Origin of the sequence: Corallincola spongiicola (assembly GCF_004284785.1) — a bacterium.
In the GTDB taxonomy this organism is placed as follows: domain Bacteria; phylum Pseudomonadota; class Gammaproteobacteria; order Enterobacterales; family Neiellaceae; genus Corallincola; species Corallincola holothuriorum.
This window is the reverse complement of the sequence record NZ_SHLY01000002.1, coordinates 295287-320814: the sequence shown is the minus strand read 5'-3', so window position 1 is coordinate 320814 and position 25528 is coordinate 295287. Positions and strand designations below refer to the sequence as shown.

Below are 25528 nucleotides of genomic sequence, written 5' to 3'. Positions count from 1 at the left end.
AAAGCGGGATTCTAGCAGATCTGGTGGAGAGATCACCCTTTTTGCCTAAGGATCAGCCATAACAACAGCAAACCTGCTGAAACCATTACCAATCCAATTTGGCGAAGCAACTCTGGGGACTGTGCTGACATGCGCCGAAGTAGACGGCTCCAGCGGTTAGGAAACATGAGTGGGCCAACGCCCTCAACAACAAGTAGTAGTGCAAATCCAATCAATAAACCAGTTGTTAGCATGCTGTCTAAATTCCCTACTCAGAATACACGCAATAAAAAGGGGCCTGAAAGGCCCCTGTCGTCTATTTTAGTTCAGCTTGTTTCATGTACTGAAAGAATTCACTGTCAGGACGGATAACCAAAATATCCCCCTTGTTAGCGAAACTCTCGCGGTAAGCCCGCAAAGAGCGCAAGAAAGCAAAGAACTCAGGATCTTTGTTGTAAGCATCAGCAAAGACTTGTGCCGCAGACGCGTCACCTTCGCCTCGTAACGTACGCGACTGACGTTCAGCATCCGCCAACATGACTGTCACTCGGCGATCCACTTCCGCCATGATGATCTCCGCTTGCTCTCGCCCTTTCGAACGGTGCTCACGGGCAACAACTTCACGTTCAGTACGCATCCGGTTAAAGATCGCATCACGGATCTCTTCCGGCAGGTTGATGGTTTTCACCCGCACATCGACCACTTCGATGCCCAGGTCTTTAGCACTTTCCGCACCTTCGCTTAAGGCTTCCGCCATCAAGTCATCACGTTCACCAGAAACGATCTCCTGAATTGTACGGGTACCAAATTCAGTACGCAGACCGTTCGTGATTTTCAGTTCCAGCAAGCCTTCTGCACGGTAGCGATCACCACCGGTAGCCAGATAATACTTAGCAAAATCTTTGATCCGCCATTTAGCGTACGAATCAACCAGCAAATCTTTCTTCTCTTTGGTGATAAAACGATTTTCCTGAGCGCTCAATGTTTGCAGACGCGCATCCAAAATCTTTACACCATCGATCAGAGGGATCTTAAACTGTATACCTGGCTCATAAACCACTGCCAACCCGTCTGCTCCACGGATGACCTTTTTAAACCGCTCAACAATACCGCGCTCGCCCTCTTTGACGACAAAAACAGAGGAATAGAACAGCACCGCAATCAGGGCAATTAAAACGACTCCAATACGCTGCATGATTAATTTCTCCCCTGACGGAAACCTTGGTCACGAACGGTACGCCCGTTAACCTCTGGATAGCTCTTATCGCTAACCGATGAATCGATCACCATAGGTGGCGTACCTGAACTCGGACTACGAACATTGTCACGTTGCTTCATCATCTGCTCCAGCGGCAGGTACATCAGGTTGTTGCCACCTTCGACATCAACCAATACCTTGCTGGTATTGCTCAATACAGACTGCATCATTTCGATATACAGACGACTACGAGTCACTTCAGGTGCCGCTTGGTATTGAGGCAACATTTGTTCGAACTGGGCCACTTCACCCTGTGCTTCCAACGTTACCTTCTGCTTATAACCTTCAGCCTCTTCCAACATACGCTCTACATGACCTCGAGCCTGAGGCTCTTTCTCGCGAGCGTAAGCGCGTGCCTTGTTGATGATCCGCTCTTCATCTTCTCGTGCCGCAACCGCATCATCAAATGCATCACGTACTTGCTGAGGCGGACGCGCATTCTGAAAGTTAACATCACGAATGGTGATACCGATGCCGTAGTTCTCGATAATCTTTTCTAACTCTTTCCACGTATCTTGACGCACCTGCTCTCGGCCTTCACTAAGCACGTCATCCATGCGGGCATGACCGACGACATAACGCAATGCGCTATCCGTTGCCTGCTTCAGGGTGTCATAAGGATCCGGAACGCTAAATAGGAAGGCACGCGGGTCAACGACGCGGAACTGTACTTCCATCTCCACGCGCACCACATTTTCATCACGGGTTAACATGTTGCCACGGGACGGCATAGATTGCGTGGTGCTGACATCGACAGCGATATAATCGTCAATAAACACTGGACGCCAATGAAGACCAGGCTGTACCTCTTCGTGATAAGCACCAAAACGCAAAACCACACCGCGCTCAGCTTCCCGAATGGTATAAAAACCACTTAATGCCCAAACAATGACGGCAACCACCAGTACCAAGCCGATAATGCCGGCAGAAAAACCGCCGCTGCTCGCACCCGAACCCCCGCTGCCACCAAAGATCCCGCCTAAACGGCGTGAAACATTTCGAATCGCTTCATCTAAATCAGGTGGTCCCTGATCGCGGCCACCTTTATTTCCCCAAGGGTCTTTATCTTGACCCCCTTTCCCCGGCTCATTCCACGCCATCGATGCTACTCCAGTTTTATGGATGCTCTATTAATCAAAGAATTACGTTAATCTATTCTTCTGCCATCCAATTAATGACAAATATATGACTCAATTGGTTCCGGTGAATGCTTAATTAATCTCTGCCAATCAGCACTTGGCATGCGTACCGTCATTAACCAGCCACCTTGTTCCGTATACTCATCTTGCTGCACACAATTCAAGCCATACAGCACCCCTCGCACCCTACCAAGTTGCGGGGGAAGGTTTAAACAGTGCTCAACCACCGTGCCAGATAAACGCTCACTTAACGCTTCAAACAGCAACTCAATACCGAGATCCTGCTGCGCCGACAACCAGACACTGACCGGTAAGCCATCATCATCCCGTTCAATACGGGGCAACATATCCTCGACCAAATCAATCTTGTTATACACCATGAGCACGGGCACTTCACCCGCATCGATCTCATCCAGCACCAAATTGACCTGATAGGTATTGTCTTGCAGACGTTCGTCTGCAACATCAACCACATGCAACAGCAATTGCGCTTCCTGCGTTTCCTGCAGGGTCGCTTTGAATGCCGCCACCAGATCATGGGGGAGATGACGAATAAAACCAACCGTATCCGCTAAAATAGTCGGTCCAACATCATCTATATCCAATTTTCTCAATGTTGGATCTAGGGTCGCAAATAGCTGATCTGCGGCATACACCCCAGCATCAGTAATACGGTTAAACAGCGTCGACTTACCTGCGTTGGTATAACCCACTAATGACACCGTTGGAATTTCCACCCGGCGCCTGGCTCGGCGGCCCTGCTCTCGCTGCTTTGAGACCTTAGCCAATCGCTTGAGAATGTGGTTGATACGCCCGCGCAACAATCGACGATCAGTTTCCAGCTGGGTTTCACCCGGTCCCCGCAAGCCAATACCACCTTTTTGCCGCTCCAAGTGGGTCCAGCCACGGATCAAGCGCGTAGAAAGATGGCGCAATTGGGCAAGTTCAACCTGCAGCTTACCTTCGTGAGTACGCGCCCGCTGCGCAAAGATATCCAGGATCAGGCCGGTACGGTCGATCACTCGACACTTACATATCTGTTCCAGATTGCGCTCTTGGGAGGGAGATAGCGCATGATTAAAGATAATAAGGTCTGCCGAGGTTGCCTGAACCAAGGCAGCCACTTCATCAGCCTTACCTGCGCCAATAAAATATTTTGCACTAGGAGAAGGACGGCGGGTAGTGACCACATCAACAGCATCAACTCCCGCCGAATGAACAAGCATCTTTAACTCTGTTAAATCTTCCCGTTCACCCTCGTCTGTGAAATCAACATGAATCAGGATCGCCTGTTCACCAACGTCATAACGGTCAAACAAGCGTTATCGCCTCCGGTCCATTAACCACTTTGATCGCCATTTTCAGGCTTACCTGCGGTATGACTTGCATGTGAGATGGGACGTGCTGGAACCACGGTTGAAATAGCATGCTTGTAAACCATCTGGCTCACAGTGTTTTTCAAAAGGATCACAAACTGGTCAAATGACTCTACCTGTCCCTGTAATTTAATCCCGTTTACCAGATAAATAGAAACTGGCACACGTTCCTTACGCAAAGCGTTTAAAAATGGATCCTGCAAAGATTGCCCCTTAGACATCGCCTTATCCTTATTATTTTATTATTGCTAATTATTATGTGAAGATATTTCCCTAAACAAGACAGTAGTATAAACAACACAGACCTGTCTAGCGAATGGCTGCAAGCAAGATTTTCAGGTTATTTTTATCATCACTTTGCAACCAGGTAACATTTGGCCAATTTCGTAACCAGGTTAATTGCCTTTTGGCCAATTGTCTTGTCGCCACAACACCTCGAAAGATCATCTCTTTTTCATCATAACGGCCTTCGAGATATTCCCAAACCTGGCGGTAGCCAACACAGCGAATTGACGGCAGATCTATGTGTAGATCGCCACGCTCATACAAGCGCCTCACCTCTTCCACCAAGCCCTGCTCGACCATCTGTTTAAAACGCAATTCGATGCGCTGATGAAGTACCTGACGGTCATTCGGCGCAATCGCAAATTGCACGACATCAAAAGGCAAAGGCTCCGCAGATTGTTGCGCGATCCATTCTGATAAGCTTTTACCACTACGCCGATAAACCTCTATCGCGCGGGACAGCCGTTGCGGATCATTGGGATGGATACGGGCAGCTGAGTCTGGATCGAACGAGGCGAGTTCGTCATGCAAAGCTTGCCAGCCTTTGCTGTCAGCTTCCAGTTCAATCTGTTTGCGCAGCTCGGGATCAGCCTCCGGCAGCTCAGATAGCCCTTCCAGCAAGGTCTTAAAATACAGCATAGTGCCACCAACCAGCACAGGTAATTTACCCGCGGCCACGGCATTGTGCATAAGTTGCAAAGCGTCTTGGCGAAATCGTGCTGCAGAATAGGCCTCCGCCGGATCAATCACATCAATGAGCTGATGCGGACATTGCGCCAGCTCTGCTGAAGAGGGTTTCGCCGTACCAATATCCATCCCTCGATAAACCAGTGCAGAGTCGACACTGATCACCTCACAGGGATACGCCTCATTCAACGCCATCGCCAGATCCGTTTTACCAGAAGCGGTAGGCCCCATCAGAAATATCGCTTTAGGTTTGCTTACGTTAGCATCAGTGTTCATGGTGCTCCGGATAACGATTGCTAAGTTCGGCCATTGCACTGTTTAAGCCGATCTCAATACTGTTATTTCTTAGTAGAGAATCTATCTCATTGGACGGCAACACCTCTTGCAACCAATGTTGCAACTGGGCAAGCGATTGCGTCTGCTGAGCTGTCGCTAGCGGCATAGCCAACCACTTCACTAGCTGTGATAGTGTCACTTCGGCATTTTGCGATAAGAACTCTAACAACGGCGGTATGATTGTCGACCAGCTTACTTGCCGCAATCTTGCCGGGATCGTTTTCAGAATTAGCTTGCCCCTCTTCGGTTGCGCCATCTGCAGTCCTAGCTGCGTAAGCAACGCCTCATGATGTTGCGCGGCATGAACAAGTTCGTCAGATAAAGAGAAGCTCACCGGCAGTAACAGAGGTTGCGCGACGATACCATCAGCGACATCCGCTATCAGAGCACATTGAATTCGCTGTTGATAAGCCGGAATTAATGCCGCTAAATACAACTGTCCATCATCACGAAACAGCAGGTAATGCTGTTGATGAATGGCCAACCATTGAAGATCCGTGCTTTGGTCACCTGATAACACAGGTGTAGCGGCTGAGTCATCGGCCGGCACCGTCATCAACTGGCTATAGGCTGCCGCGGCGGCTGGCTCAACAGCACCCTGACCGCGATAAGTCGATGGCGCATGGCGAGCGCGACCGTCATAGCCGGCCGATTGTGGTTCAGCAATCCTTAATGCCGGTGGCTGGTAGCCCGCATCGTTGCTGGTCTCAGTTTTCGCCTCAGCAGCAAAGCTCGGCGAACTCCCTGAGCTGTCTGCAACAACGCTCTCCGGCAGAGTTTCCGGTGCGGCAATTTCTCCCCAATTAAGGCCTTCATTCAATGCCTGATGCAAAACCTGATAGATATAGTCATGCACCAATCGGGACTGATGAAAACGCACCTCATGTTTGGCGGGATGAACATTCACATCCACCTGCCGTGGGTCGATGTCAAAATAGAGCAGAAATACCGGCTGCAGATCAGCTGGCAGCAGCTCATCATAGGCCTGACGTACCGCATGATTAATCAGTTTATCGCGCATCACACGGCCGTTGACGTAACAGTACTGATAATCATGGCTCGGTTTGCAGGCTTGCGGATGCGCCAACCAACCCCGTATCTGCATATCGTGGTGTTGTGCTTTGACTTGGATAGCTTGCGCCAGAAATTTTTGCCCAAATACCACCTGCAGACGTTTGCCTAAGGCAACATCAGAATCACCACTACGAAACTGGCGCACCGGTTTGCCGTTGTGGGTCAGGGTAATGGACACATCTTGTCGCGCTAATCCAATCCGCTTAACCACTTCATCAATGTGATTGAATTCGGTTTTTTCGGTACGCAAAAAACGGCGACGGGCTGGCGTATTGAAAAATAGATCGGCCACCTCTACGGTAGTGCCTTGAGGGTGGCTGGCAGGGAGTAATTCAACCGTCATGTCACGCCCCTCCGCTTTTGCCGCCCATGCTTCGCTCTGTTCGGCACTGCGGGAGGTAAAAATAAGGCGGGACACGGAACTGATACTGGCGAGTGCTTCGCCACGAAACCCCATGCTAGTGATCGCTTCGAGATCATCCAACGTGCTGACCTTAGATGTCGCGTGGCGGCTCAGTGCCAGTGTCAGTTGCTCCTTTTCAACACCACAGCCATTATCACGAATGCGGATAAGTTGATGACCGCCGCGAAGGATATCGATCTGGATCCGCGTTGCCCCTGCGTCCAAGCTGTTCTCCAACAACTCTTTAACCACAGATGCGGGGCGTTCGACAACTTCACCCGCCGCGATCTGATTAGCCAAACGCGGGGGTAGGATTTGAATGGGCATCGACTCAGGAACTCGGTATTGTCAGCACTTGACCTATTCTGAGCATATCGCTTTTTAACTGATTGGTCTTCTTCAGTTGCGTGACCGACGTATTGTAGCGCTGAGCTAGCACAGATAAAGATTCACCGCTTCGAACCGTATGCGTGCGCGGATGTAAGCTGGCGTAAAGGCTACCTTCAGGTGGCGCTCTGCGAAAATACCGACTAACGCCCTTAAAGATCGCTTTCGCCAATCCTACTTGATGGGATTTGCTATTAAGTAGCTTCTCTTCTTCCGGATTAGAGATAAAGCCAGTTTCAATCAATATAGAAGGGATATCTGGTGATTTCAGCACGGCTAAACTGGCTGATACCGGATCTTTTTTATGTAACTTGGTCACTTTACCCATGTAGTAAAGAATGTCTTTACTCGCCTCATAGCCTGTCGCTCGGCTGTTATCCATCGACATATCAAGCAAGGTTTGCGTTAAGTATTTTTCACTCTGAGCATCAGACAACACCTCGCCAGCGCCACCGAGCAATTCTGAATGTTTCTCAGTCTTCTCCAACCAACGGCCGATCTCTGTTTTGGCTCGACGGTTCGACAAATACCACACCGAGGCCCCCCGCGGCTGTGGCGAAGTAAAGGCATCAGCATGGATCGATAGTAACAGATCAGCACCGTGTTGACGGGCCAGTTCAGAGCGACGGTTGAGGCCGACATAATAATCACCGGTGCGCAACAGCACCGCCTTCATGCCCTTTTCCGCGTCAATAAGCTTACCCAAACGGCGGGCAATTTCTAACGTCACTTTTTTCTCGTAGATACCACGGCCACCGATAGAGCCAGGATCTTCGCCACCATGACCAGCATCAATGGCGATCACAATCTCACGTTTTTGCTCACTACGGTTATTGGTGATCACCGCCTTTTTTTTCTTTTCATCAAACAGATCGATAACCACCCGATCGCCATACGGCTCGGTAGGCTTCAAGGCAAACACCTTTGGCTTCAATGCCTGTTTCAGATCTAACACCACGCGCAGGGTGCCTTTCTTAGGTGGTTTGCTGGTACGTACCTTTTTAACCAGATCGCTGCCTTTAGCAACATTTCGCAAATCTAATGATGTATTTGAAGATTTAAAGTCAAATACCAGACGATCAGGATTTTTCAACGCAAAATAGCTGTACTCTGCCGGTGCTGACAGATCAAACACCACACGGGTATTGTCCGGTGATGGCCACACCCTCACGCCATGCAACTCAGCAGCCATGGCACTCAGACTGACCGCCATCGCTACCCAGACGGTTGCGCCTATTCGGATCAGTTTACCCAACATCTTCATACCACTCATGTCACTCATTTTCTGTTACGCTGCTAAACGCAGTACCGCTCTTTAATGCTGCCAAGATAGCAATACCGCGCACATTTTTTGCTGTCATTGTCAGCTGCCTCGCCTCGCCCTCATAAGCCAAGGAGACAGTGAGATCCGCCTCGGGAAGAAACCCCTCCCCACGTTGCGGCCATTCTATTAGAGAAACGTTATTGTCTGCAAAGTAATCACGAACCCCCATAAATTCAAGTTCCTCGGGGTCTGCAAGGCGATAAAGGTCGAAGTGGAACACACTTTGCTCACTAAACTGGTAACTCTCCACCAAGGTGTAGGTCGGACTTTTCACATTGCCATTATGCCCTAATCCTTGCACTACACCGCGACTAAAGGTGGTTTTGCCTGCACCTAAATCACCATACAGGTAGATCACTGCTCCCTGCTTCAGCGCCGGCGCCAAGCGTTTGCCAAAGGCGACAGTGGCATCACTGTCAGGCAGTAGGAAGTTCAACTGTTTGGTGTCTTCTGTTTCTGTCATCTTACGGATTCACTAACGTTCGAATATGTGGCAATAAATCAGTGGCACAGGTACCACGCTCACCCATGATGGTTGCCATCTCTGCAGCATCTCCATGAATGCAGACAGCCAACGCGGCGGCATCACTGATCGTCAAACCTTGGGCAATCAATGCGGCGATTATACCGCAAAGTATGTCTCCCATCCCGCCACTGGCCATACCGGGATTTCCCACCGTCGCGACAGCGAGCTGTTGGCCGTCATAAATGAGTGTGCCGGGGCCTTTCAGAACCACGACCCCACCTAGTTTTTTCTGCAATGCCCGCACGGCCGCATACCGATCTTGCTCGACCTCTTCAATATCACAGCCAAGCAGACGCGCCGCTTCGCCAGGATGAGGAGTTAATACCCAATTACTGCGATATGGAATATCCGGCATCGCGGCCAGCAGATTCAAGGCATCGGCATCAACGACCAACGGCTGAGGTTGTTGCAAGGTGGCCTGGAGATGTTGTAACCCCCAAGAGCGCCGCCCCAGACCAGGACCGACGACCACCACATCAGCCCAATTAAGTCGGTTTTCAACCAGCTCATCACTCTCGGCGGACTCAAGGCACATCAACTCAGGCTGCTGTGCCAACATCACCGCCTGATGACCAGGATGCGTGATAGTGGCAATCAAACCCGCCCCAGCCCTTAACGCAGCTCGCGCCGCCAATACTAATGCGCCAGCATAACTCTGGTCTCCACCAACCAAACTGACTCGGCCATAATCTCCTTTGTGGGAAACCTTTGAACGGGGCGCGATTAACGGATTAAAGGTCTGACGCCGAACTAAACCAACACAAGATTCAACGAGTCCATCAAATGCCGCGCCGATACCTAAATCATTAAACTGCAGCTCACCCACATGATCTGCGGCGCTACCGGTAAATAGCCCCAACTTACGACCAACAAAACAGATGGTTGCCGTCGCGTGTACTGCGTAGGATTCAACCCACCCCGTATCGGCATTCATCCCCGACGGAATATCAATAGCAAGCACAGGTACACCGGCATTATTGATGCAGGCTATCACCTCATCAAAGGGCGATCGCAGTGGACCTTTTGCCCCAGTACCTAACATGGCGTCGACAATCACATCCGCTTTGGCTAATAGCTCCGGCTGCCAACCGGTAACCTCACCCCCTGCGGCCATAAATGCCGCTTTTGCCTTGGCAGCATCACCAGCGGATTGTTCCGAATGTCCCACTTGACACAGAGTGACCTGCAACTCTTCCGAAAGCGCCAAACGGCCTAAGACAAAGCCGTCACCACCATTATTTCCCCGTCCGCATAATACCAAGATATTGGTGGCTAACGGCCAGCGGCTCCGAAGCGCAAGGTAAGCGGCATTGCCCGCCCGTTGCATCAAATCCCATAGTGACAAGCCGACCGAGATAGCAGCTTCGCCTTCATGCTTTTGCACTTCAGACGCGGAATAGAGTGGGTATGTTAGACTGGAGCCCTTAAGAGTCGAACGATCCATATTCATGTCGATTAAAACTTCACCGGATTTAATTCAGTTAACTGAAGATATCAAGCGCTGGGGCCAAGAGCTAGGCTTTCAGCAAGTTGGTATCAGCGATCTTGATCTGCGCGATCAAAAACAGGGGATGGAGCTGTGGTTAGCCAATGGCTATCACGGTGAGATGCAGTACATGACGGCCCATGGGGATATGCGCTATCACCCAGAGCAGTTGCATCCTGGCGCACTAAGAGCGATCACTGTGCGTATGGACTACCTACCAGAAGACGCCCAGTTTGCTGCCAACTTAAGCGATCCCAATCAGGCCTACATCAGTCGCTATGCCTTAGGGCGCGATTATCACAAATTGATCCGGAATCGGCTAAAGAAATTAGCCCAACGCATTGCCGAACAGATCGATGGTGTGAATGCCCGCCCCTTTGTCGATTCAGCACCCATATTGGAGCGACCATTGGCTGCGAAAGCGGGGCTGGGGTGGATCGGAAAACACAGCCTGTTATTAGACGAGCAGGCTGGAAGCTGGTTTTTCCTAGGTGAGTTACTCATCAATCTACCGCTACCGGTCGATACGGCGAGTGACACTGCCCCCGGTTGTGGCAACTGCAAAGCTTGCATCACCATCTGTCCGACGCAGGCCATTGTTGAACCCTATGTTGTTGATGCCCGCCGCTGTATCAGCTACCTGACCATTGAACACCCAGGGATCATTGATGAAGCGCTACGCCCACTCATGGGAAATCGCATTTATGGCTGCGATGACTGCCAGCTAATCTGCCCATGGAATCGCTACGCGCAACTGACTCAGGAGGGGGACTTTTCACCACGACAACAACTGCATCCACAAAAACTATTAGATCTGTTTGCTTGGGATGAAGCCACCTTTTTGAAAAATACCGAAGGCAGCCCGATCCGGCGGATCGGCCATCAACGCTGGCTACGTAACATCGCCATCGCCTTGGGCAATGCGCCGTATAACGAGGCGATCGTTACTGCGTTAACTAACGTAATACAAGCTGAGCCATCGGAGATGGTTGGTGAACATGTTGGGTGGGCGATTCAACAACAGAGAAGTAAGTCCGCTGATTATGAACTTAGACGGCAAACCCAGCGTCTAATCAACAGTGTCGAACGCGCGCTACCCAGAGATGCGTAATGGCGACACCCAATTAACAATTGCTAACCAAAACTCTGCTTTGGTTCAACCTAATGTCACCAAAGCATAGATATACTAACGCCTGAACTTTGGGTTAAATAGAAAAGGAATCAGTCAGTTATGGATGCAAATCTTTTACCCTATATCATCGTCGCCTTGGCTGGCGTGGTGGTTTACTCCGGCGTAGTCACCGTCAGACAGGGCTTCAACTACACCATCGAGCGCTTTGGTAAATATACACGAACCTTAGCGCCGGGCTTTCACTTCGTCATTCCGTTTATCGACAAGATAGGTAAGCGCATCAATATGATGGAACAAGTGCTGGATATTCCTAGCCAAGAAGTGATCAGTGCTGATAACGCCATGGTACGTATCGATGCACTGTGCTTTTTCATGCCTGTGAATGCCGCCAAAGCCAGTTATGAAGTGAATGATCTGGAACATGCACTGCGTCAGCTCACCATGACCAACATTCGTACCGTGCTTGGCTCCATGGAACTGGATCGCATGCTGTCAGAACGGGACGAAATCAACTCTCGCCTATTAAGCGTGGTCGATGCAGCTGCCGCGCCATGGGGACTCAAAGTAAACCGTATCGAAATTAAAGATATCAATCCGCCACAGGATCTGGTGGAAGCGATGGCGAATCAGATGAAGGCCGAGCGTGAAAAGCGTGCCAACATCTTGGAAGCAGAAGGCTTTCGCCAAGCTGCTATTTTGAAAGCTGAAGGTGAAAAACAGTCACAAATCTTAGAAGCTGAAGGTCGCCGTGAAGCGGCATTCCGTGATGCGGAAGCGCGGGAACGTGAAGCCCAGGCCGAAGCAAAAGCCACCAAAGATGTGTCAGAGGCGATCGCAGCAGGTGATAACAACGCTCTTAATTACTTTGTCGCACAAAGTTATGTCGGTGCGATCGAAAAACTCGCGTCCGCAGACAACCAGAAAGTGCTGATACTGCCGACCGAAACCACCGGAATGCTTGGCGCACTGGATGGCATAAAAGAGCTACTCGGCAGTACCAAAGGAGGCTAAGGATGATGCCCATAATGGAATTTATGCAAACCATGGGACCGGAAGCATGGGCAATTCTTGGCATCACTTTAATTATTATTGAGGTGTTCGCGCCCAGCAGCTTTCTGCTTTGGCCCGGTTTATCTGCACTAACGGTGTCAGTCGGCATGTTGTTGTACCCACTTGCTTGGCAAGACCAATTCATCGTGTTTGCCGTATTGTCAGTTGTCATCACCTTAGTAGGGCGACGATTTTACAATCCGCAGCATATTATTAGCGATCAGCCTGAACTGAATATTGTCAGTAGTCGCTACATTGGTCACATCTATACGCTGGCAGAAGATAGCAACAATGGTCGTGGTCGCGTCAAGATCGGTGATTCTCTTTGGTTAGCAGAAATTGAGGGGGAGAAAAATCTTACCGCAGGCACACCAGTACAGGTGGTTGCTCAACGTGACACCGTATTGAAAGTGAAAGAGTTAGAGCCCTAGCCCTTCCCGCTGCATCACCTTCGTCAGCAGTTGCGCCGAATCTTCGGGGTGCTGCTGACAAATCCACATCCCCATCCGCTCAAACCCTCCCATCGCTTGGGTGATAGGAAAAAATTCGACATAAAGATCATTCCCCGGGCCAATATGCCAAGCATAGTTAAACGCGGGCTCACAGTTCAGGGCAGGCATCGCTGCACGCAATAGCTTGACCCCAAGCTGTACACCTCTGGTCATCGCGCTGAGCTGAGCAGCACTTAACTCATGCAAATAGCCTGTGCCGGTCGTTTTTAAGTGCAACATCATATGCAGCGGGCGGCGCATAAAATAGGGGATTAACAGCACCGCTTCACCGAGATCGGCAATAGTTAAATTAGCCGGATTTTCTGACAACAAAAAGTTGCTAAAGCTGCGCTGATGGCGACGTTGAAAACTCCAATCATGAAAGCTGCGCTGCGGCATGATATTGCAAAAACTTATCTGCTGATGACCATGGCTTAGTGAAGCCCCTGCGGGAGCGCCAAAATTTTTGATGACCGACAGATGACCAAACTTATCAGCCAAGGCATCACTCGGCGGCATATAGCCTTCAGATGTCGTCAACAAGCGCTGCTCTAGTTCAGCGAGCCGTTGCACGGTAATCTCCAGATCCGCCAGCGGCATATTATGCCAATCCAGTTCATGAATAGAGCTGGTCCATTGCAGCAGATGCATGCCGTAAGTTGCCCGCCCATTCCGCTCTGGATCTGGATAAAGGGGTTTATCTAATAACGATTCGTTCATCCGTTCGCAGGGAAACAGGATCGGATATAGGTTTTGCGAAATAAAAGTGAAGCCTTGTGATAGCGGCGTGTAGTCGACAAAGCGAGTTTCAATACCCTCGCAGATGGGACAACCTTCATGCTCATCGTGCTCCGTCAGCGCGACCTCTTCCAAATCATGATGACGCAATGCTCGTGAGGCATTATAAATCACCATATTGCCGTCGCGTGGATCCAGCTGACATAGCTGCTGCGGCACATGCCCTTCTATTTTTGGATCATCAGCCAACCAACTGCGTAATAACTCGGTATCCGCTTCCGCTAACGGCTTTGGCGGCAATAAATGACTGATCGTCTCGAAATCCAACTGTTTAGGCATATGTTTTTGGGACTTAATTACAATTCAACTCCTTAAATTTTTAGTACACTTTGCAGAAATAGGGGCTTATTTTAAATAATAAACAAGCCAAACTTAATCTGGAGAGGGCTGGGATGCAGGTTTTAGGCATAGATATCGGTGGTTCAGGCATTAAAGGCGCGGTAGTCGACTTGACCACAGGAGAGCTGGTCACCGAACGCCACCGGATCCCCACTCCGCAACCTGCCACGCCAGAACAAGTAGCCAACACAGTGGCTGAGCTGGTTGAGCACTTCGCCTGGAAAGGCCCCGTCGGTTGTGGTTTTCCCGCCGCGATCCAGCACGGTATTGCGCGTACCGCAGCAAATATCGACAAAAGCTTTATCGGCACCGATGTTGCCAAGCTGTTCAGTAACATAACAAAATGCCCCTGCTACGTACTCAACGATGCCGATGCCGCCGGCGTGACCGAGATGCACTTTGGTGCCGGCCGAGGGATCAAAGGTGTTGTACTGATGGTCACCATAGGCACCGGATTAGGCACAGCACTGTTCAGCGACGGTAAACTATTACCCAACACTGAACTAGGGCACATCCTGCTGGAAAATGGCCTTGAAGGTGAGCAGTATGCATCATCGGCGGTGCGCGAACGCGAAGAGTTAGGCTGGGGCAAGTGGGGTAAGCGTTTTAATACTTACCTGCAACAAATGGAAGCTCTGTTTTGGCCCGATATTATTCTTCTCGGTGGCGGAGCCAGTAAGAAATTTGAGAAATTTAGCGATAAAATTGAGGTCGATGCCTTGGTGACACCGGCAGCATCACTGAATCAGGCTGGGATCATCGGTGCCGCACTGTATGCTGCTGAACAGCACACCGGCGCAGATCTGACACAACTGCCTGCCTAGTCGGACAAATCAATATCGCTAACGGTGAGAGCCTGCATCAATGCAGATTGACAGCTAGCAACTTCAAAGGTGCTCACTTTGATCTGTTCTGGCCAGCCATCAGCTGGCCAACCACCTTTTTGCAATAACGCCCGCAAAAACTGATCGGCAGAGGGTAGCTGATGCCATACCTGAGGCAAAAACACGGCTCTGCGCGCTCCCTGCTGTAACAGCACACCATCAATGTTGGGTCTTAGTTGATGGCATAACGCCTGATAATCCTCCGCCAAACAGGCCACTAAGGGCGACAACACAGAGACCTCCAGCGTTAACTCAGACAACTCATCACGCCCAACCGGGGCAAATCGTGGATCACGAAAAGCCGCATCATATGCATGCTCAATCAGATCTTGCCAAAGCGGTTGGATCGCCGACAAACCACCAATACATCCGCGGAGCTGCTCAGCTTTGTGCAAAGTGACAAAACAGCAAGCATACTCTTGCAGCCAAGCTGCTGAAGGGAGCTCCAGAGGGCGCCAGCGCTGCGCGCTGTCGACCGCTGACTCGATCGCTTTTGCGGCCAGCCATAACAGTTGCGATTGCTGATTCTCACTGAGCGTAAACGGCAAAGCTGGCATAACCGACCACCCTGTTTTTATCGCCTGTGCTATCGCCTGAATTGCACTGTGCTAACAGGCTTATCTCTGCTTTCTGGTTTTGCAGCAACGCCATGAGCCCATTGATGGCGCGACAACCACAGGCGTCAGCTCCGTGCAGCTGCATTGACTTACTTAAGATCTGAGCAACGGTTTGTTGATCATGCCGCTGCGCGATTGGGTAACTCTCGAAATGGCTGAGATCACTGCTAACGACGATCAAGCAGCTTGGATCATGCCAAAAAGGCTCCAGTAACGCCGCCAGCGTCGCAGCGGGGATCTCGCCGACAACCACGGGCACAATCTCAAACTTCTGCAAACTGAGCTGTAAAAACGGCAGCTGAACCTCTAATCCATGTTCCAAACGGTGGGCTTCATCATGCCATTCTGCCCACTCAGAGGTTGCCAGCAACGCCAATGCGGCACGGTCCAACAGCAGCTGCCCTAGTGGCGTCGAAAACAATTCACAAGTTGGCAAAGCTAAACCGTGCAACGGCACCCTGTGGTTAGGCCCCAACAACAGGACAGTACGGATCTGTTGCGCCCGCCCTTTTAACTGTGCGTAGCCTGCCGCAGCGACTTCACCTGAATACTGATAGCCGGCATGGGGAACAATAAGCGCTTTAGGCATACGTTCAAGTTGCGGCGTATTCATTAACCAGCAAGCGATCTCTGCAGCCAAGAGATCACCGTCGTCCGGGTAAAAGCTGCCCGCATGGGCTGCTTCACGAACCGTCATCATTCCTCCGCCAGCAACTAAACTCTTCTATGAGTATATCTGTTACTGGGATAAATATGACGGCGCCCCCCTCAAGTGACTATCATCCGACCCAATATTGGCAGCTCATGCCAGACAAAAGGGTGCAATGTACTCTTTGCCCCAAGCTCTGCACTTTACGCGAGGGCAAGCGCGGTGCCTGCTACGTGCGCATGGCACATGCAGGGAAAATTGTGCTCACCAGCTATGGTCGCTCTAGCGGATTCTGCATCGACCCTATCGAGAAGAAACCGCTCAACCATTTCTACCCTGGCAGCTCAGTGCTTTCATTCGGTACCGCTGGCTGCAATTTAGGCTGTAAGTTTTGTCAGAACTGGGATATCAGCAAATCCAGAGAGATGGATACGCTCGCCGCAACAGCCAATCCACAACAGATTGTTGCAGCAGCGACGCGTTACCAGTGCCGAAGTGTGGCTTTCACCTATAACGACCCGGTGATTTTTCTTGAGTACGCCACCGATGTCGCGCAAGCTTGTCGCGAACAACAAATTGAGGCTGTGGCCGTCTCCGCAGGCTATATCAACCCCCTACCCCGTGCGGATTTCTACCAAGCTATGAGCGCGGTGAATATCGACCTCAAAGCCTTTACTGAGCGCTTTTATCGCAAGCTATGCGCTGGCCACTTGGCGCCAGTGCTCGACACGCTGCTGTATCTCAAGCATGAAACTCATGTGTGGCTGGAGATAACAAACCTAATCATCCCCGGAGAAAATGATTCTGCAGCGGAAATCACTGCGATGTGTGAGTGGCTAATCACCCATCTAGGCGCAGACGTGCCGCTACACTTCAGCGCTTTCCATCCAGACTTCAAAATGCGCGACACCCCAAGCACACCGAAAGAGACACTGCTTGGTGCACGTGACATCGCCAAACAGATAGGGCTGCACCATGTCTACTTGGGTAATATTCATCACTCGCCCTCAGACAGCAGCTACTGCGCTAACTGCGGCGAGCGCCTGATCGAACGGGACTGGTATCAGTTGGGTGAATATAAGCTAACAGCCGATGGCTGCTGCCCCAAATGCCAAAGCCCACTGGCGGGCCGCTTTCACCATCACGCTGAACGTTTTGGTGCCAAGCGGATCCCCGTCAGCATCAAGGGTTAAGCATCCATTGCATAGCGTACTCCACATGCAGGAGGGTAGAGTCAAGTAATGGGATATGGTGAGTCTGTTCGCGCATTAGCATCGCTAGCTCGGTGCAACCTAACAGAATCGCCTGTGCACCCTGTTGCTCCAATGCATCAATGGTCAGCAATAGCTCGGCCTCGGATGCATCGCGGATCTCACCATGGCAAAGCTCTTTGAAAATAATATCGTGGATCACTCTTTGAGTCCGCTGATCTGGCGTGATGACGTCGATACCATGTACCAACTCCAAGCGTTCACGGTAGAAAGGTTCTTCCATAGTGAAGCGGGTGCCCAGCAAACCAATCTTCTTAATCCCCATCTGCTTGGCTTTAACGGCAGTGATATCAATGATGTTTAGTACCGGGATCGACAACTGATTTTCCAGCTGTGGCGCCACCTTGTGAATCGAATTGCTACACAACAATAAGCCTTCGGCTCCCGCTCGCTCCAACTTTTGCGACGCATGCAGGATCTTCTGACCCACCGCAGTCCAGTCTCCTTGCTCTTGCAACGTGGCTATTTCACGAAAATTGAAGCTGTATATCAAAGTGCTGGCGGAATTAAGACCACCTAAACGCTCATAGATCTCTTCATTCAAGGACTTATAGTAGATGGCTGTCGATTCCCAGCTCATTCCTCCTACCAAACCAATAGTTTTCAACTCAAACCTATCCTTACGTCCAGCGACGTCCTATTCTCAGCGTTAAACCCGATCAACCGGAATAGCTGCCAGCGATTTTCCATACCAAGTGTCACAGCCACCGTGGCCAGTGCACCCCTTAGGTTGTTGCAAACGACGATAACCTTGGCGCAAATACAACGCATTTGCCGCCGCCATACTGGCCAAAGTCTCCAAATAACAATAGCAGTAATGTTGCGCAGCCCACTCCTCTAAACGCACTAACAATTGCCGCCCCCAGCCGAATCCTCGGCCTGCAGCAGCTAAATACATTTTTTGCAGCTCACAAACGCCATCATCGTTCCCTGCCAGCGGGCCGATGCCTCCGCCGCCAAGCAGCACACCATCATGCTCAATCACCAGGTAGTGACATTTTTCATCTTGATAAGTCTGATACATCTGATCCAGTGACGGATCTTGCCATGCAAAGCCCGGCTGATTGGCACCAAATTCAGTTAATACACGACGAATAACGGCTGCTAAGGCAACATTATCCCTAGCTTCAATCTCACGAATAATCACAATCTAGCCATCACTACATATCATCCATTCTTGCGACGCCATGCACCATACGTCGTTGACGCTCCTGCTCATGGCCGATCAAGTTGAGCAGTAGCTCCTCAGTCTCTGTAGACACAGCGTTTGGCACCTGCTGTGATAACAATGCCATCAGCTCGTTGTCGAATTTAAGCACCAGCTTCAGTAACTGATGCTCATCGATATCTTCTGCCAGTTGATAGGCCTGTAGCCGCTCCAATAAATCGGTTTCCCCGGTGTTTTCGAACCAAGTATCCAAAGCCGCCGCAGGCGCTAACTCCATATATTCAACCAGTGCTTGCTGCTGCTCACGCTCTTTACTGGCAAGAAACTGCAATAACAGCTGGCTGCGGGGGTTCTTTAAGTCAGGCAGCCAGGATTGATATCTGTTCGCCAATGCCAAGCGTGCTTCAGCGACAAACGCCAACAGTTCTCGAGCTTGCTTAAAACGCATATAGCCTCCTCAGCCCTGCCCTGTTAATGCCTGAGGCAGGTACAAAAAGGGCCCGCATCGCGAGCCCTTTCACTGGGTTAATCGGCAAACTTAATGCCAATATCCTGATGTTGGTCTCTGGCTTCCGCACTTTTGGGGAGCACTACTTTTAGCACCCCTTTACGATATTCAGCACAGATCCCTTCTCTGTTAATGGCTGCATGAAGCGGTATCCGGCGTTCAAAATGCCCGTAGAAACGCTCCTGTAGATGGTAACCACGGGGATCCTCTTCTTCATCCCGCGCCAACTGCTTTTCTCCCTTAAGGATCAGCTGATCACCATCAAACTGCAGCTGAATATCCTGTTCTTTAATATCAGGTAACTCGGCCGTGACCACAATCTGGTCATCTTTCTCAACGACATCGACGGCAGGAGAGTTCCAATCTGCCATTCCATGTTGAGCCCATTTCAGGCCTGTCCCTGAAAACTCATCAAACAGACTATTTATACGTTGCTGCAATGTGTCTACTGGCATCGACTTGTCGCCAAACAGAGATGGAAAAAGCGGTTTCATAACGCCTCCTCCTCACCATTCAGTGAGTAAACACCTACACATCAGAGGCCACAGACTACTTGGCCTCACTCTTAATATAGCGCGGCAGCTGCACCGCGATAGTGCAATTAGACTTGGCAATGATCGGGATCAAGAATCAGTTTTTGCTTGTTCACGCTGCCACGCATCGATCATTTCTGGCACCACCACAACGACGCCATTGCGGCTGACATAAAACCGCTTTGCATCTAGAACCAAGTCTTCTCCAATCACCATGCCATCAGGGATCTCGCAGCGCTCGGCGATCACAGCTCGGCGAATACGGCAATGCCGTCCAACTTGTACCGACGGCATTAACACGGCGTCCTCAACACTGGAGCCCTGCTCAACCGTCACTTTGTATGAGAGTAAGGAACGCTTAACCACGCCCCCAGAGATAATACAGCCAGCTGAAACCATGCTGTTTAGCGCCATGCCACAATACTTTTCATCCTCAAACACAAACTTGGCGGCAGGAAGCTGCTCTTGATAGGTCCAGATAGGCCAACGCTCATCATACAAATTAAGTTCAGGGTCGATGTTCACCAGGTCCATACTGGCCTGGTAATATTCATCAATGTTCCCTACATCTTTCCAATACGGCTGTACCGATGCGCTATCATCCTCGTAGCAATAAGCGTAGGTATTATGATGAGCCACACACTTAGGAATAATATCCATACCAAAATCGTGGCTTGAATGGGGATTACTGCCATCGGCCATCAGCATTTTTTCTAGAAACGCCATCTCAATCACATAGATACCCATGCTGGCTAACGTCATATCTTCCCGTCCAGGCATAGGTGTTGGCTGTTCCGGCTTTTCAACAAACTCGGTAATACGATGATTGTCATCAATCGACATAACACCAAACTCAGCGCCCCGCTCTTTTGGCACAGGAATACAGCCGATGGTGATATCTGCACCGGTTTCCACATGCTGGGAGAGCAGCAAGGTGTAATCCATCTTATATACATGATCGCCACCGAGAATAAGCACGCGTTCAGGTCGTTGGTCGCGCAGAAAACTCAGATTTTGATAGATCGCATCTGCCGTCCCGCGGTACCAACTGGTACCGATCTGCTGCTGCGCCGGAATGATATTAACAAACTCGCCAAACTCACCGCGAAAGTGACCCCAAGCGCGCTGCAGATGGATGATCAGTTCTGAAGCCTTGTATTGCGTCAGCACACCGATACGCCTGATACCGGAATTCACGCAGTTAGATAGGGTAAAGTCGATGATGCGATATTTACCGCCAAAAGGTGTTGCGGGCTTGGCACGGGCACGGGTCAAGTGCATTAAGCGCTCGCCACGACCACCAGCTAAAATCATCGCCAGTGTTGAGCGAGTTAACTCATTGACATAATTTCCCGGGATCCGAGAAGAGGGCATTCCGTTTTTCACCGTTCCTTTCCGCTTCGACAGCTTAACGACACTTCACAATCTAGTTGCTTAGTGCAAAGCAAGCGATAGCCAATGGTAAAAAAATATTGAAAAATCGATGTTTATAACGAAATAAGCCCGCAGTTGCCGGAATATTAATCGCCAACCGCGACAGCCACAGAACAATTGGCGCAGATTAACCAGCTAGAGCCGCTTCTGATGGTTTTAATGAACACAGCAATGGTCTAGTCGACCATCCAAAATATACTGCGAGAGCAGTCAATCAAGACAACGAGCTTGATTCAAGCACTTGCTTGTCAGCTCAACGCTTGCTGAAAATACCAATGGTGAACAATAAATCGATGCTCGCGAAAAGCGATCGGACGCAGCTTCAGAAAATAGCGAATATCGAATAGCAAGAAACGAAAAATGAGAATAATGAAAAAATAGAGGAAAATTGGAGCGGCACACGAGGTTCGAACTCGTGACCTCGACCTTGGCAAGGTCGCGCTCTACCAGCTGAGCTAGTGCCGCTTATAGAAGATGCCTTAAGAAGAGAAAATTGGAGCGGCACACGAGGTTCGAACTCGTGACCTCGACCTTGGCAAGGTCGCGCTCTACCAGCTGAGCTAGTGCCGCTTCGTATTTCTGGACATCATGTTGAATTGGAGCGGCACACGAGGTTCGAACTCGTGACCTCGACCTTGGCAAGGTCGCGCTCTACCAGCTGAGCTAGTGCCGCTTATCAACGTGCTTTGCGGAGGTCATTCCCACAAGGCGAGCCGCATTTTACAAAATTAAGAGGGCAATGCAAGCCCAGATGCCAATTTTCACTTAAAGAAGTGCGCTCGATAGTACTTCAACTCTGCAATTGACTCACGAATATCATCAAGCGCCAGATGCGTACCTTGCTTGGTAAAACCAGCCAATAACTCCGGCGTCCAGCGCCGACAAAGCTCTTTAATAGTACTGACATCGATATTGCGATAATGAAAGAACGTTTCTAATTCAGGCATATAGGCGTCTAAAAAGCGACGATCCTGGCCAATGCTGTTACCACACATAGGTGACTTGCCAGCGGGCACCCATTGCTTGAGAAATGCCAGCGTTTGCTCGATGGCGTCTTGCTCAGTGACCTTACTGGCTCGAACACGCTCCACTAGGCCACTATTGGTGTGGGTTGTCGTGCACCACTCATCCATTGCCGCCAGCGCTTCCTCCGGTTGGTGGATCGCCAGCACAGGACCTTCTGCCAAGATGTTCAACTCCTTGTCAGTGACAATGGTCGCCATCTCGATTATCACGTCATTACGCGGATCTAAGCCTGTCATTTCCAGGTCAACCCACACCAGATTATCTTCGCTGACTACCATCTCTATCCCCTGCTAGCTGCCCCACAACGAATGATGCGGTCATCGCAGCCCTAAATGCAGTATCATACTGGTAATTTGCAAAACCCCCAACCCGGACACTGGATAGAGTTTGTGGCTAAAAAGAAGAAACTGACCAAAGGGCAGATCCGCAGAGTTCGCGCAAATCAAAAGCGCCGTCTCGACAAAGCTGAGGGCTCCTTAGATTCAGCGCTGCCAGAAGATGACCAACTCGATACGCCACAAACCGGCGTGATCGTCAGCCGCTTTGGTCAGCACTGTGACGTTGAAAGTGAAGACGGCAAGATCCGACGCTGCAACAGTCGCCGCACCATAGAAAGCCTGGTCACCGGTGACAAGGTGATCTGGCGCGCCTATAAGCAAGCAGATGAATCCAGTGGTTTAGGTGGCGTTGTCGAAGTGGTACAACCCCGAACCAGCGAACTGTGCCGTCCCGATTTCTACGATGGCCTAAAGCCCGTCGCAGCCAATATCGATCAGATCCTAATTGTCACCTCCGTGTTGCCGGCATTTTCCAGTCAGATCATTGATCGTTATCTGGTGGCTTCAGAAAATATCGAGATCGAACCCGTCATTGTGCTGAATAAAACCGATCTATTGGATGATGCAACGCGGCAAGAGATAGCGCCAGTATTGGAGAATTATCGCAAGCTGGGTTACCGAGTGTTAGAAGCCAGCAGCCTCACCTTTGAAGGCTTAGAGCCGATCAGAACTGCCCTCATCGACCGTATCAGTGTGTTTGTTGGTCAGTCCGGTGTCGGGAAATCATCGCTGATCAATTCACTGTTACCAGAAGCGGAAGAGGTGATCGGTGATGTATCCAGTAATTCAGGCTTAGGCCAACACACCACCACTGCGGCCAAATTATTACACCTACCGGGCGGAGGCGATTTAATTGACTCACCTGGGGTGCGTGAGTTTGCCTTATGGCATCTAGAGCCTGAGCGGGTGACCTGGTGCTTTAGAGAACTTAGAGAGCTGATTGGCGGTTGCCGCTTCAGAGACTGTAAACACGGTGACGATCCTGGCTGTATTATTCGCGAAAAAGTGGAACTCGGCGAGATTAGCCAACTCAGATATGACAACTATCATCATATCTTAACCACCATGGACAGTGACAAACCGAAGCGACAGCGTCCTTTATAGGCGCAGCCATAACCGAGCTGCGATGACAGTCAACGGCTGATGGTCTAAAATGCCGCAGCACTGCACCAAGAAATTTATTTATTTTTAAGTGAGAACAACGTGTTAGATAAACTAAAAGTCGCCTTACAATACTGTTTCCCACAACATGGTTTATCCCGCTTAGTCGGTTGGATAGCCGCCGCAGAAGCGGGCAAGGTCACCACAGCGTTTATCCGTTGGTTTATCGGTAAGTATCAGGTCAACATGTCGGAAGCGGTGGAATCGGCACCCGAAGCCTACAGTAGCTTTAATCAGTTCTTCACTCGCCCTCTTAAAGAGGGTGTCCGTCCTCTCGATGAAAACAGCCACTCATTGGTACACCCTGTCGATGGTACCGTCAGCCAGTTGGGCCCAATTGAAGAGGGCCGAATTTTCCAAGCCAAAGGGTTCCACTATACGAGTACTGCCCTGCTTGGCGGTGATCCTGCCACTGCCGAACCATTTAATCAGGGTGACTTCGCGACCATCTATCTTGCTCCGCGTGACTATCATCGTATGCACATGCCGCTCGACGGCACACTCAAAGAGATGATCTACGTGCCGGGTAAACTGTTCTCGGTAAACCCACTGACCGCAGAAAATGTCCCTGAATTGTTTGCGCGTAATGAGCGTGTTGTTGCGATTTTTGATACCGAAATTGGCCCGATGGCGATGGTATTGGTCGGCGCCACCATCGTTGCCAGCATCGAAACCGTTTGGGCTGGCACCGTCACGCCTCCAGCAGGCAAGCAAGTATTCCGTTGGACCTATCCCGCAGAGGGCAACGAAGCTGTGAAGCTTAAGCGCGGCGAAGAGATGGGCCGCTTCAAGCTTGGTTCTACCGTGGTGATGCTATTCGGCAAAGACGCTATCAACTTCAACCCTGAGCTTGAAAATGGTGTGGTAACACGTATGGGCGAGGCGATGGCCAGCCGCAAATGACCGACAGTGGTCGCAGCTTATGCTACCTGCATGGATCGGTACTGCTGTTTGGCGGTACCGCCCTGTTCGCCAAGTTAATCCCACTACCCGCGCTTGAAATAACGGTCTTTCGCTGTGTAGTCGCCGCCCTTTTTCTTGCCAGTTTTCTGCTCGTTTCAGGTAAAAAACTGCGCTTGGCCTGCGGTAAAGACTATCTGATCGCGGTGTTCCTTGGGGTGTTGGTGGGTTTCCATTGGGTAACCTATTTTGCCGCCATGCAACTGGCCGGCATTGCCATCGGCATGATCGCACTATTTAGCTTCCCGGTGATGACCGTGGTATTAGAACCACTGTTTAACAAGCAGTTACCGCATAAGGCCGATCTGTTTGCCGCCGTCGCTGTGCTCGCCGGCATTATTTTGATGGTTCCCGCTCCATCATTCGGTAATGAAGTGACGCTGGGAATTGCCACGGGACTGTTTTCAGCACTGCTATACACGTTACGCAATATTTTTCATAAACGTCTGTTTAGTCGCTATAGCGGCCCTCAGGCGATGAGCTACCAAACCGCTGTTGCCGCCATCATCTTGTCGGTACTGCTTGAGATCCCGCCCACGGATGTAAGCCCCCATAGTTGGATGTTATTAGCACTCTTGGGCATCGTATTTACCGCTATGCCCCATGCGATGGTAGCAGAAAGCCTGCGTAAGTTACCTGCAAAAACCGTCGGCTTAGTCTCCTGTCTGCAACCACTTTATGGCACCCTTGCAGCCATCTGGATCTTGAATGAGTATCCATCGCTCACCACGGTCATAGGTGGCAGCATTGTGATCAGTGCTGCGATTTGGGAAACCTGGCGCGCCCAGCGCCGTTAAAACAGCCCCCCGTCACCACCAGCACCGTATCCTCTGAATAATATTCATCAGCAAACAAAGACTTGCCTGTTATGCGGCGCTGCACCTAGGATAAAGAGATAACAATAAGGAT

27 protein-coding genes and 3 tRNA genes are annotated in these 25528 nt (G+C 50.5%); 8 read left to right on the top strand and 22 right to left on the bottom strand.

Going from position 1 to position 25528, the window contains the following annotated elements:
* Positions 1–32: 32 nt before the first annotated feature.
* The 10 genes from EXY25_RS07135 to EXY25_RS07090 form a co-directional block, all read right to left on the bottom strand.
* Positions 33–233: a DUF2065 domain-containing protein gene (locus tag EXY25_RS07135; RefSeq protein ID WP_114336941.1), complete on the bottom strand. Its 201-nt coding sequence runs from the start codon at positions 231–233 to the stop codon at positions 33–35.
* Positions 234–295: 62 nt separating this feature from the next.
* A complete protein-coding gene (gene hflC / locus EXY25_RS07130; protein ID WP_130566249.1) occupies positions 296–1174 on the bottom strand; it encodes a protease modulator HflC in 879 nt (292 codons plus the stop codon).
* A gap of 2 nt (positions 1175–1176) precedes the next feature.
* On the bottom strand, positions 1177–2337 hold the full coding sequence (hflK, locus tag EXY25_RS07125) for an FtsH protease activity modulator HflK (RefSeq protein WP_130566248.1): 1161 nt from the start codon (positions 2335–2337) through the stop codon (positions 1177–1179).
* A 71-nt stretch (positions 2338–2408) separates the two neighbouring features.
* Positions 2409–3695: a ribosome rescue GTPase HflX gene (hflX, locus tag EXY25_RS07120; RefSeq protein ID WP_130566247.1), complete on the bottom strand. Its 1287-nt coding sequence runs from the start codon at positions 3693–3695 to the stop codon at positions 2409–2411.
* A gap of 20 nt (positions 3696–3715) precedes the next feature.
* Positions 3716–3973 carry an RNA chaperone Hfq gene (gene hfq / locus EXY25_RS07115; RefSeq protein ID WP_114336938.1) on the bottom strand — a complete coding sequence of 86 codons (258 nt, stop codon included), beginning with the start codon at positions 3971–3973 and terminating at the stop codon, positions 3716–3718.
* Between the two features lie 88 nt (positions 3974–4061).
* Positions 4062–5000 carry a tRNA (adenosine(37)-N6)-dimethylallyltransferase MiaA gene (miaA, locus tag EXY25_RS07110; RefSeq protein WP_130566246.1) on the bottom strand — a complete coding sequence of 313 codons (939 nt, stop codon included), beginning with the start codon at positions 4998–5000 and terminating at the stop codon, positions 4062–4064.
* Positions 4990–6864 carry a DNA mismatch repair endonuclease MutL gene (gene mutL, locus EXY25_RS07105; protein WP_130566245.1) on the bottom strand — a complete coding sequence of 625 codons (1875 nt, stop codon included), beginning with the start codon at positions 6862–6864 and terminating at the stop codon, positions 4990–4992. The genes miaA and mutL overlap by 11 nt, the downstream gene beginning before the upstream one ends.
* Before the next feature lie 4 nt (positions 6865–6868).
* Complete coding sequence (locus tag EXY25_RS07100; RefSeq protein ID WP_246019521.1) at positions 6869–8197, bottom strand: N-acetylmuramoyl-L-alanine amidase; 1329 nt, start codon at positions 8195–8197, stop codon at positions 6869–6871.
* Position 8198: 1 nt separating this feature from the next.
* A complete protein-coding gene (tsaE, locus tag EXY25_RS07095) occupies positions 8199–8711 on the bottom strand; it encodes a tRNA (adenosine(37)-N6)-threonylcarbamoyltransferase complex ATPase subunit type 1 TsaE (RefSeq protein ID WP_130566244.1) in 513 nt (170 codons plus the stop codon).
* Position 8712: 1 nt separating this feature from the next.
* Positions 8713–10218 (bottom strand): NAD(P)H-hydrate dehydratase, encoded by a 1506-nt coding sequence (locus EXY25_RS07090; protein WP_165419294.1) that lies wholly within the window; start codon positions 10216–10218, stop codon positions 8713–8715.
* A 4-nt stretch (positions 10219–10222) separates the two neighbouring features.
* Here EXY25_RS07090 and queG point away from each other — a divergent pair, with 4 nt between their 5' ends.
* The 3 genes from queG to EXY25_RS07075 all read left to right on the top strand — a co-directional run bounded on the left by queG (position 10223) and on the right by EXY25_RS07075 (position 12873).
* Positions 10223–11371 carry a tRNA epoxyqueuosine(34) reductase QueG gene (gene queG, locus EXY25_RS07085; RefSeq protein ID WP_130566242.1) on the top strand — a complete coding sequence of 383 codons (1149 nt, stop codon included), beginning with the start codon at positions 10223–10225 and terminating at the stop codon, positions 11369–11371.
* Between the two features lie 120 nt (positions 11372–11491).
* On the top strand, positions 11492–12403 hold the full coding sequence (locus EXY25_RS07080) for an SPFH domain-containing protein (RefSeq protein WP_130566241.1): 912 nt from the start codon (positions 11492–11494) through the stop codon (positions 12401–12403).
* 2 nt (positions 12404–12405) lie between these two features.
* A complete protein-coding gene (locus tag EXY25_RS07075) occupies positions 12406–12873 on the top strand; it encodes an NfeD family protein (RefSeq protein ID WP_114336931.1) in 468 nt (155 codons plus the stop codon).
* On the opposite strand, the gene EXY25_RS07070 is transcribed toward EXY25_RS07075, so the two are convergent.
* Positions 12862–14010, bottom strand: a complete 1149-nt coding sequence (locus EXY25_RS07070) for an HIT family protein (protein ID WP_130566240.1) — start codon at positions 14008–14010, stop codon at positions 12862–12864. The genes EXY25_RS07075 and EXY25_RS07070 overlap by 12 nt on opposite strands.
* Positions 14011–14123: 113 nt before the next feature.
* On the opposite strand from EXY25_RS07070, the gene ppgK reads away from it, so the two are divergent.
* On the top strand, positions 14124–14894 hold the full coding sequence (gene ppgK, locus EXY25_RS07065; protein WP_130566239.1) for a polyphosphate--glucose phosphotransferase: 771 nt from the start codon (positions 14124–14126) through the stop codon (positions 14892–14894).
* Here the strand turns inward: ppgK and amrA are convergent.
* Positions 14891–15511, bottom strand: a complete 621-nt coding sequence (gene amrA / locus EXY25_RS07060) for an AmmeMemoRadiSam system protein A (RefSeq protein WP_130566238.1) — start codon at positions 15509–15511, stop codon at positions 14891–14893. The two genes, ppgK and amrA, sit on opposite strands and share 4 nt — an antisense overlap.
* Positions 15483–16271, bottom strand: coding sequence for an AmmeMemoRadiSam system protein B (gene amrB / locus EXY25_RS07055; RefSeq protein ID WP_130566237.1), 789 nt, complete (start codon positions 16269–16271; stop codon positions 15483–15485). Before amrB ends, amrA begins: the two co-directional genes overlap by 29 nt.
* A gap of 26 nt (positions 16272–16297) precedes the next feature.
* Between amrB and amrS the strand changes: the two genes are divergently transcribed.
* Complete coding sequence (gene amrS / locus EXY25_RS07050; RefSeq protein WP_425455749.1) at positions 16298–17413, top strand: AmmeMemoRadiSam system radical SAM enzyme; 1116 nt, start codon at positions 16298–16300, stop codon at positions 17411–17413.
* Here the strand turns inward: amrS and EXY25_RS07045 are convergent.
* The 9 genes from EXY25_RS07045 to orn form a co-directional block, all read right to left on the bottom strand.
* Positions 17403–18098 carry an aspartate/glutamate racemase family protein gene (locus tag EXY25_RS07045; protein ID WP_130566235.1) on the bottom strand — a complete coding sequence of 232 codons (696 nt, stop codon included), beginning with the start codon at positions 18096–18098 and terminating at the stop codon, positions 17403–17405. The two genes, amrS and EXY25_RS07045, sit on opposite strands and share 11 nt — an antisense overlap.
* A 42-nt stretch (positions 18099–18140) precedes the next feature.
* Positions 18141–18638: a GNAT family N-acetyltransferase gene (locus tag EXY25_RS07040; protein ID WP_207232124.1), complete on the bottom strand. Its 498-nt coding sequence runs from the start codon at positions 18636–18638 to the stop codon at positions 18141–18143.
* A 13-nt stretch (positions 18639–18651) separates the two neighbouring features.
* Positions 18652–19107 (bottom strand): hypothetical protein, encoded by a 456-nt coding sequence (locus EXY25_RS07035; RefSeq protein ID WP_114336923.1) that lies wholly within the window; start codon positions 19105–19107, stop codon positions 18652–18654.
* 77 nt (positions 19108–19184) lie between these two features.
* The gene (locus EXY25_RS07030; protein WP_130566233.1) at positions 19185–19661 is read right to left on the bottom strand and encodes an Hsp20/alpha crystallin family protein; all 477 of its coding nucleotides are present in this window, start codon (positions 19659–19661) and stop codon (positions 19185–19187) included.
* A gap of 129 nt (positions 19662–19790) precedes the next feature.
* The gene (gene glgC / locus EXY25_RS07025) at positions 19791–21086 is read right to left on the bottom strand and encodes a glucose-1-phosphate adenylyltransferase (RefSeq protein ID WP_325048489.1); all 1296 of its coding nucleotides are present in this window, start codon (positions 21084–21086) and stop codon (positions 19791–19793) included.
* Positions 21087–21523: 437 nt separating this feature from the next.
* Positions 21524–21599: transfer RNA gene (locus EXY25_RS07020), tRNA-Gly, on the bottom strand.
* A 29-nt stretch (positions 21600–21628) separates the two neighbouring features.
* Positions 21629–21704: transfer RNA gene (locus EXY25_RS07015), tRNA-Gly, on the bottom strand.
* A gap of 27 nt (positions 21705–21731) precedes the next feature.
* Positions 21732–21807 (bottom strand) — tRNA-Gly (locus tag EXY25_RS07010).
* An 88-nt stretch (positions 21808–21895) separates the two neighbouring features.
* The gene (gene orn / locus EXY25_RS07005; protein WP_130566232.1) at positions 21896–22438 is read right to left on the bottom strand and encodes an oligoribonuclease; all 543 of its coding nucleotides are present in this window, start codon (positions 22436–22438) and stop codon (positions 21896–21898) included.
* Positions 22439–22549: 111 nt separating this feature from the next.
* On the opposite strand from orn, the gene rsgA reads away from it, so the two are divergent.
* The 3 genes from rsgA to EXY25_RS06990 all read left to right on the top strand — a co-directional run bounded on the left by rsgA (position 22550) and on the right by EXY25_RS06990 (position 25416).
* A complete protein-coding gene (gene rsgA / locus EXY25_RS07000; protein ID WP_114337368.1) occupies positions 22550–23602 on the top strand; it encodes a small ribosomal subunit biogenesis GTPase RsgA in 1053 nt (350 codons plus the stop codon).
* A gap of 99 nt (positions 23603–23701) precedes the next feature.
* Positions 23702–24562, top strand: a complete 861-nt coding sequence (asd, locus tag EXY25_RS06995; protein WP_130566231.1) for an archaetidylserine decarboxylase — start codon at positions 23702–23704, stop codon at positions 24560–24562.
* Positions 24559–25416, top strand: a complete 858-nt coding sequence (locus tag EXY25_RS06990) for a DMT family transporter (RefSeq protein WP_130566230.1) — start codon at positions 24559–24561, stop codon at positions 25414–25416. The genes asd and EXY25_RS06990 overlap by 4 nt, the downstream gene beginning before the upstream one ends.
* Positions 25417–25528: the final 112 nt, after the last annotated feature.

Excerpts from the sequence above, each read along its gene's own strand:
- EXY25_RS07070 (WP_130566240.1), bottom strand. The coding sequence starts at position 14,010 with ATGCCTAAACAGTTGGATTTCGAGACGATCAGTCATTTATTGCCGCCA.
- EXY25_RS06990 (WP_130566230.1), top strand. The coding sequence starts at position 24,559 with ATGACCGACAGTGGTCGCAGCTTATGCTACCTGCATGGATCGGTACTG.
- EXY25_RS07090 (WP_165419294.1), bottom strand. The coding sequence starts at position 10,218 with ATGGATCGTTCGACTCTTAAGGGCTCCAGTCTAACATACCCACTCTAT.
- mutL (WP_130566245.1), bottom strand. The coding sequence starts at position 6,864 with ATGCCCATTCAAATCCTACCCCCGCGTTTGGCTAATCAGATCGCGGCG.
- orn (WP_130566232.1), bottom strand. The coding sequence starts at position 22,438 with ATGGTAGTCAGCGAAGATAATCTGGTGTGGGTTGACCTGGAAATGACA.
- amrS (WP_425455749.1), top strand. The coding sequence starts at position 16,298 with ATGAGTATATCTGTTACTGGGATAAATATGACGGCGCCCCCCTCAAGT.
- hflK (WP_130566248.1), bottom strand. The coding sequence starts at position 2,337 with ATGGCGTGGAATGAGCCGGGGAAAGGGGGTCAAGATAAAGACCCTTGG.
- EXY25_RS07030 (WP_130566233.1), bottom strand. The coding sequence starts at position 19,661 with ATGAAACCGCTTTTTCCATCTCTGTTTGGCGACAAGTCGATGCCAGTA.
- tsaE (WP_130566244.1), bottom strand. The coding sequence starts at position 8,711 with ATGACAGAAACAGAAGACACCAAACAGTTGAACTTCCTACTGCCTGAC.
- EXY25_RS07075 (WP_114336931.1), top strand. The coding sequence starts at position 12,406 with ATGATGCCCATAATGGAATTTATGCAAACCATGGGACCGGAAGCATGG.
- hflC (WP_130566249.1), bottom strand. The coding sequence starts at position 1,174 with ATGCAGCGTATTGGAGTCGTTTTAATTGCCCTGATTGCGGTGCTGTTC.
- EXY25_RS07035 (WP_114336923.1), bottom strand. The coding sequence starts at position 19,107 with ATGCGTTTTAAGCAAGCTCGAGAACTGTTGGCGTTTGTCGCTGAAGCA.
- EXY25_RS07100 (WP_246019521.1), bottom strand. The coding sequence starts at position 8,197 with ATGAGTGGTATGAAGATGTTGGGTAAACTGATCCGAATAGGCGCAACC.
- EXY25_RS07135 (WP_114336941.1), bottom strand. The coding sequence starts at position 233 with ATGCTAACAACTGGTTTATTGATTGGATTTGCACTACTACTTGTTGTT.
- miaA (WP_130566246.1), bottom strand. The coding sequence starts at position 5,000 with ATGAACACTGATGCTAACGTAAGCAAACCTAAAGCGATATTTCTGATG.
- queG (WP_130566242.1), top strand. The coding sequence starts at position 10,223 with ATGTCGATTAAAACTTCACCGGATTTAATTCAGTTAACTGAAGATATC.
- amrA (WP_130566238.1), bottom strand. The coding sequence starts at position 15,511 with ATGCCAGCTTTGCCGTTTACGCTCAGTGAGAATCAGCAATCGCAACTG.
- ppgK (WP_130566239.1), top strand. The coding sequence starts at position 14,124 with ATGCAGGTTTTAGGCATAGATATCGGTGGTTCAGGCATTAAAGGCGCG.
- hfq (WP_114336938.1), bottom strand. The coding sequence starts at position 3,973 with ATGTCTAAGGGGCAATCTTTGCAGGATCCATTTTTAAACGCTTTGCGT.
- EXY25_RS07080 (WP_130566241.1), top strand. The coding sequence starts at position 11,492 with ATGGATGCAAATCTTTTACCCTATATCATCGTCGCCTTGGCTGGCGTG.
- amrB (WP_130566237.1), bottom strand. The coding sequence starts at position 16,271 with ATGATGACGGTTCGTGAAGCAGCCCATGCGGGCAGCTTTTACCCGGAC.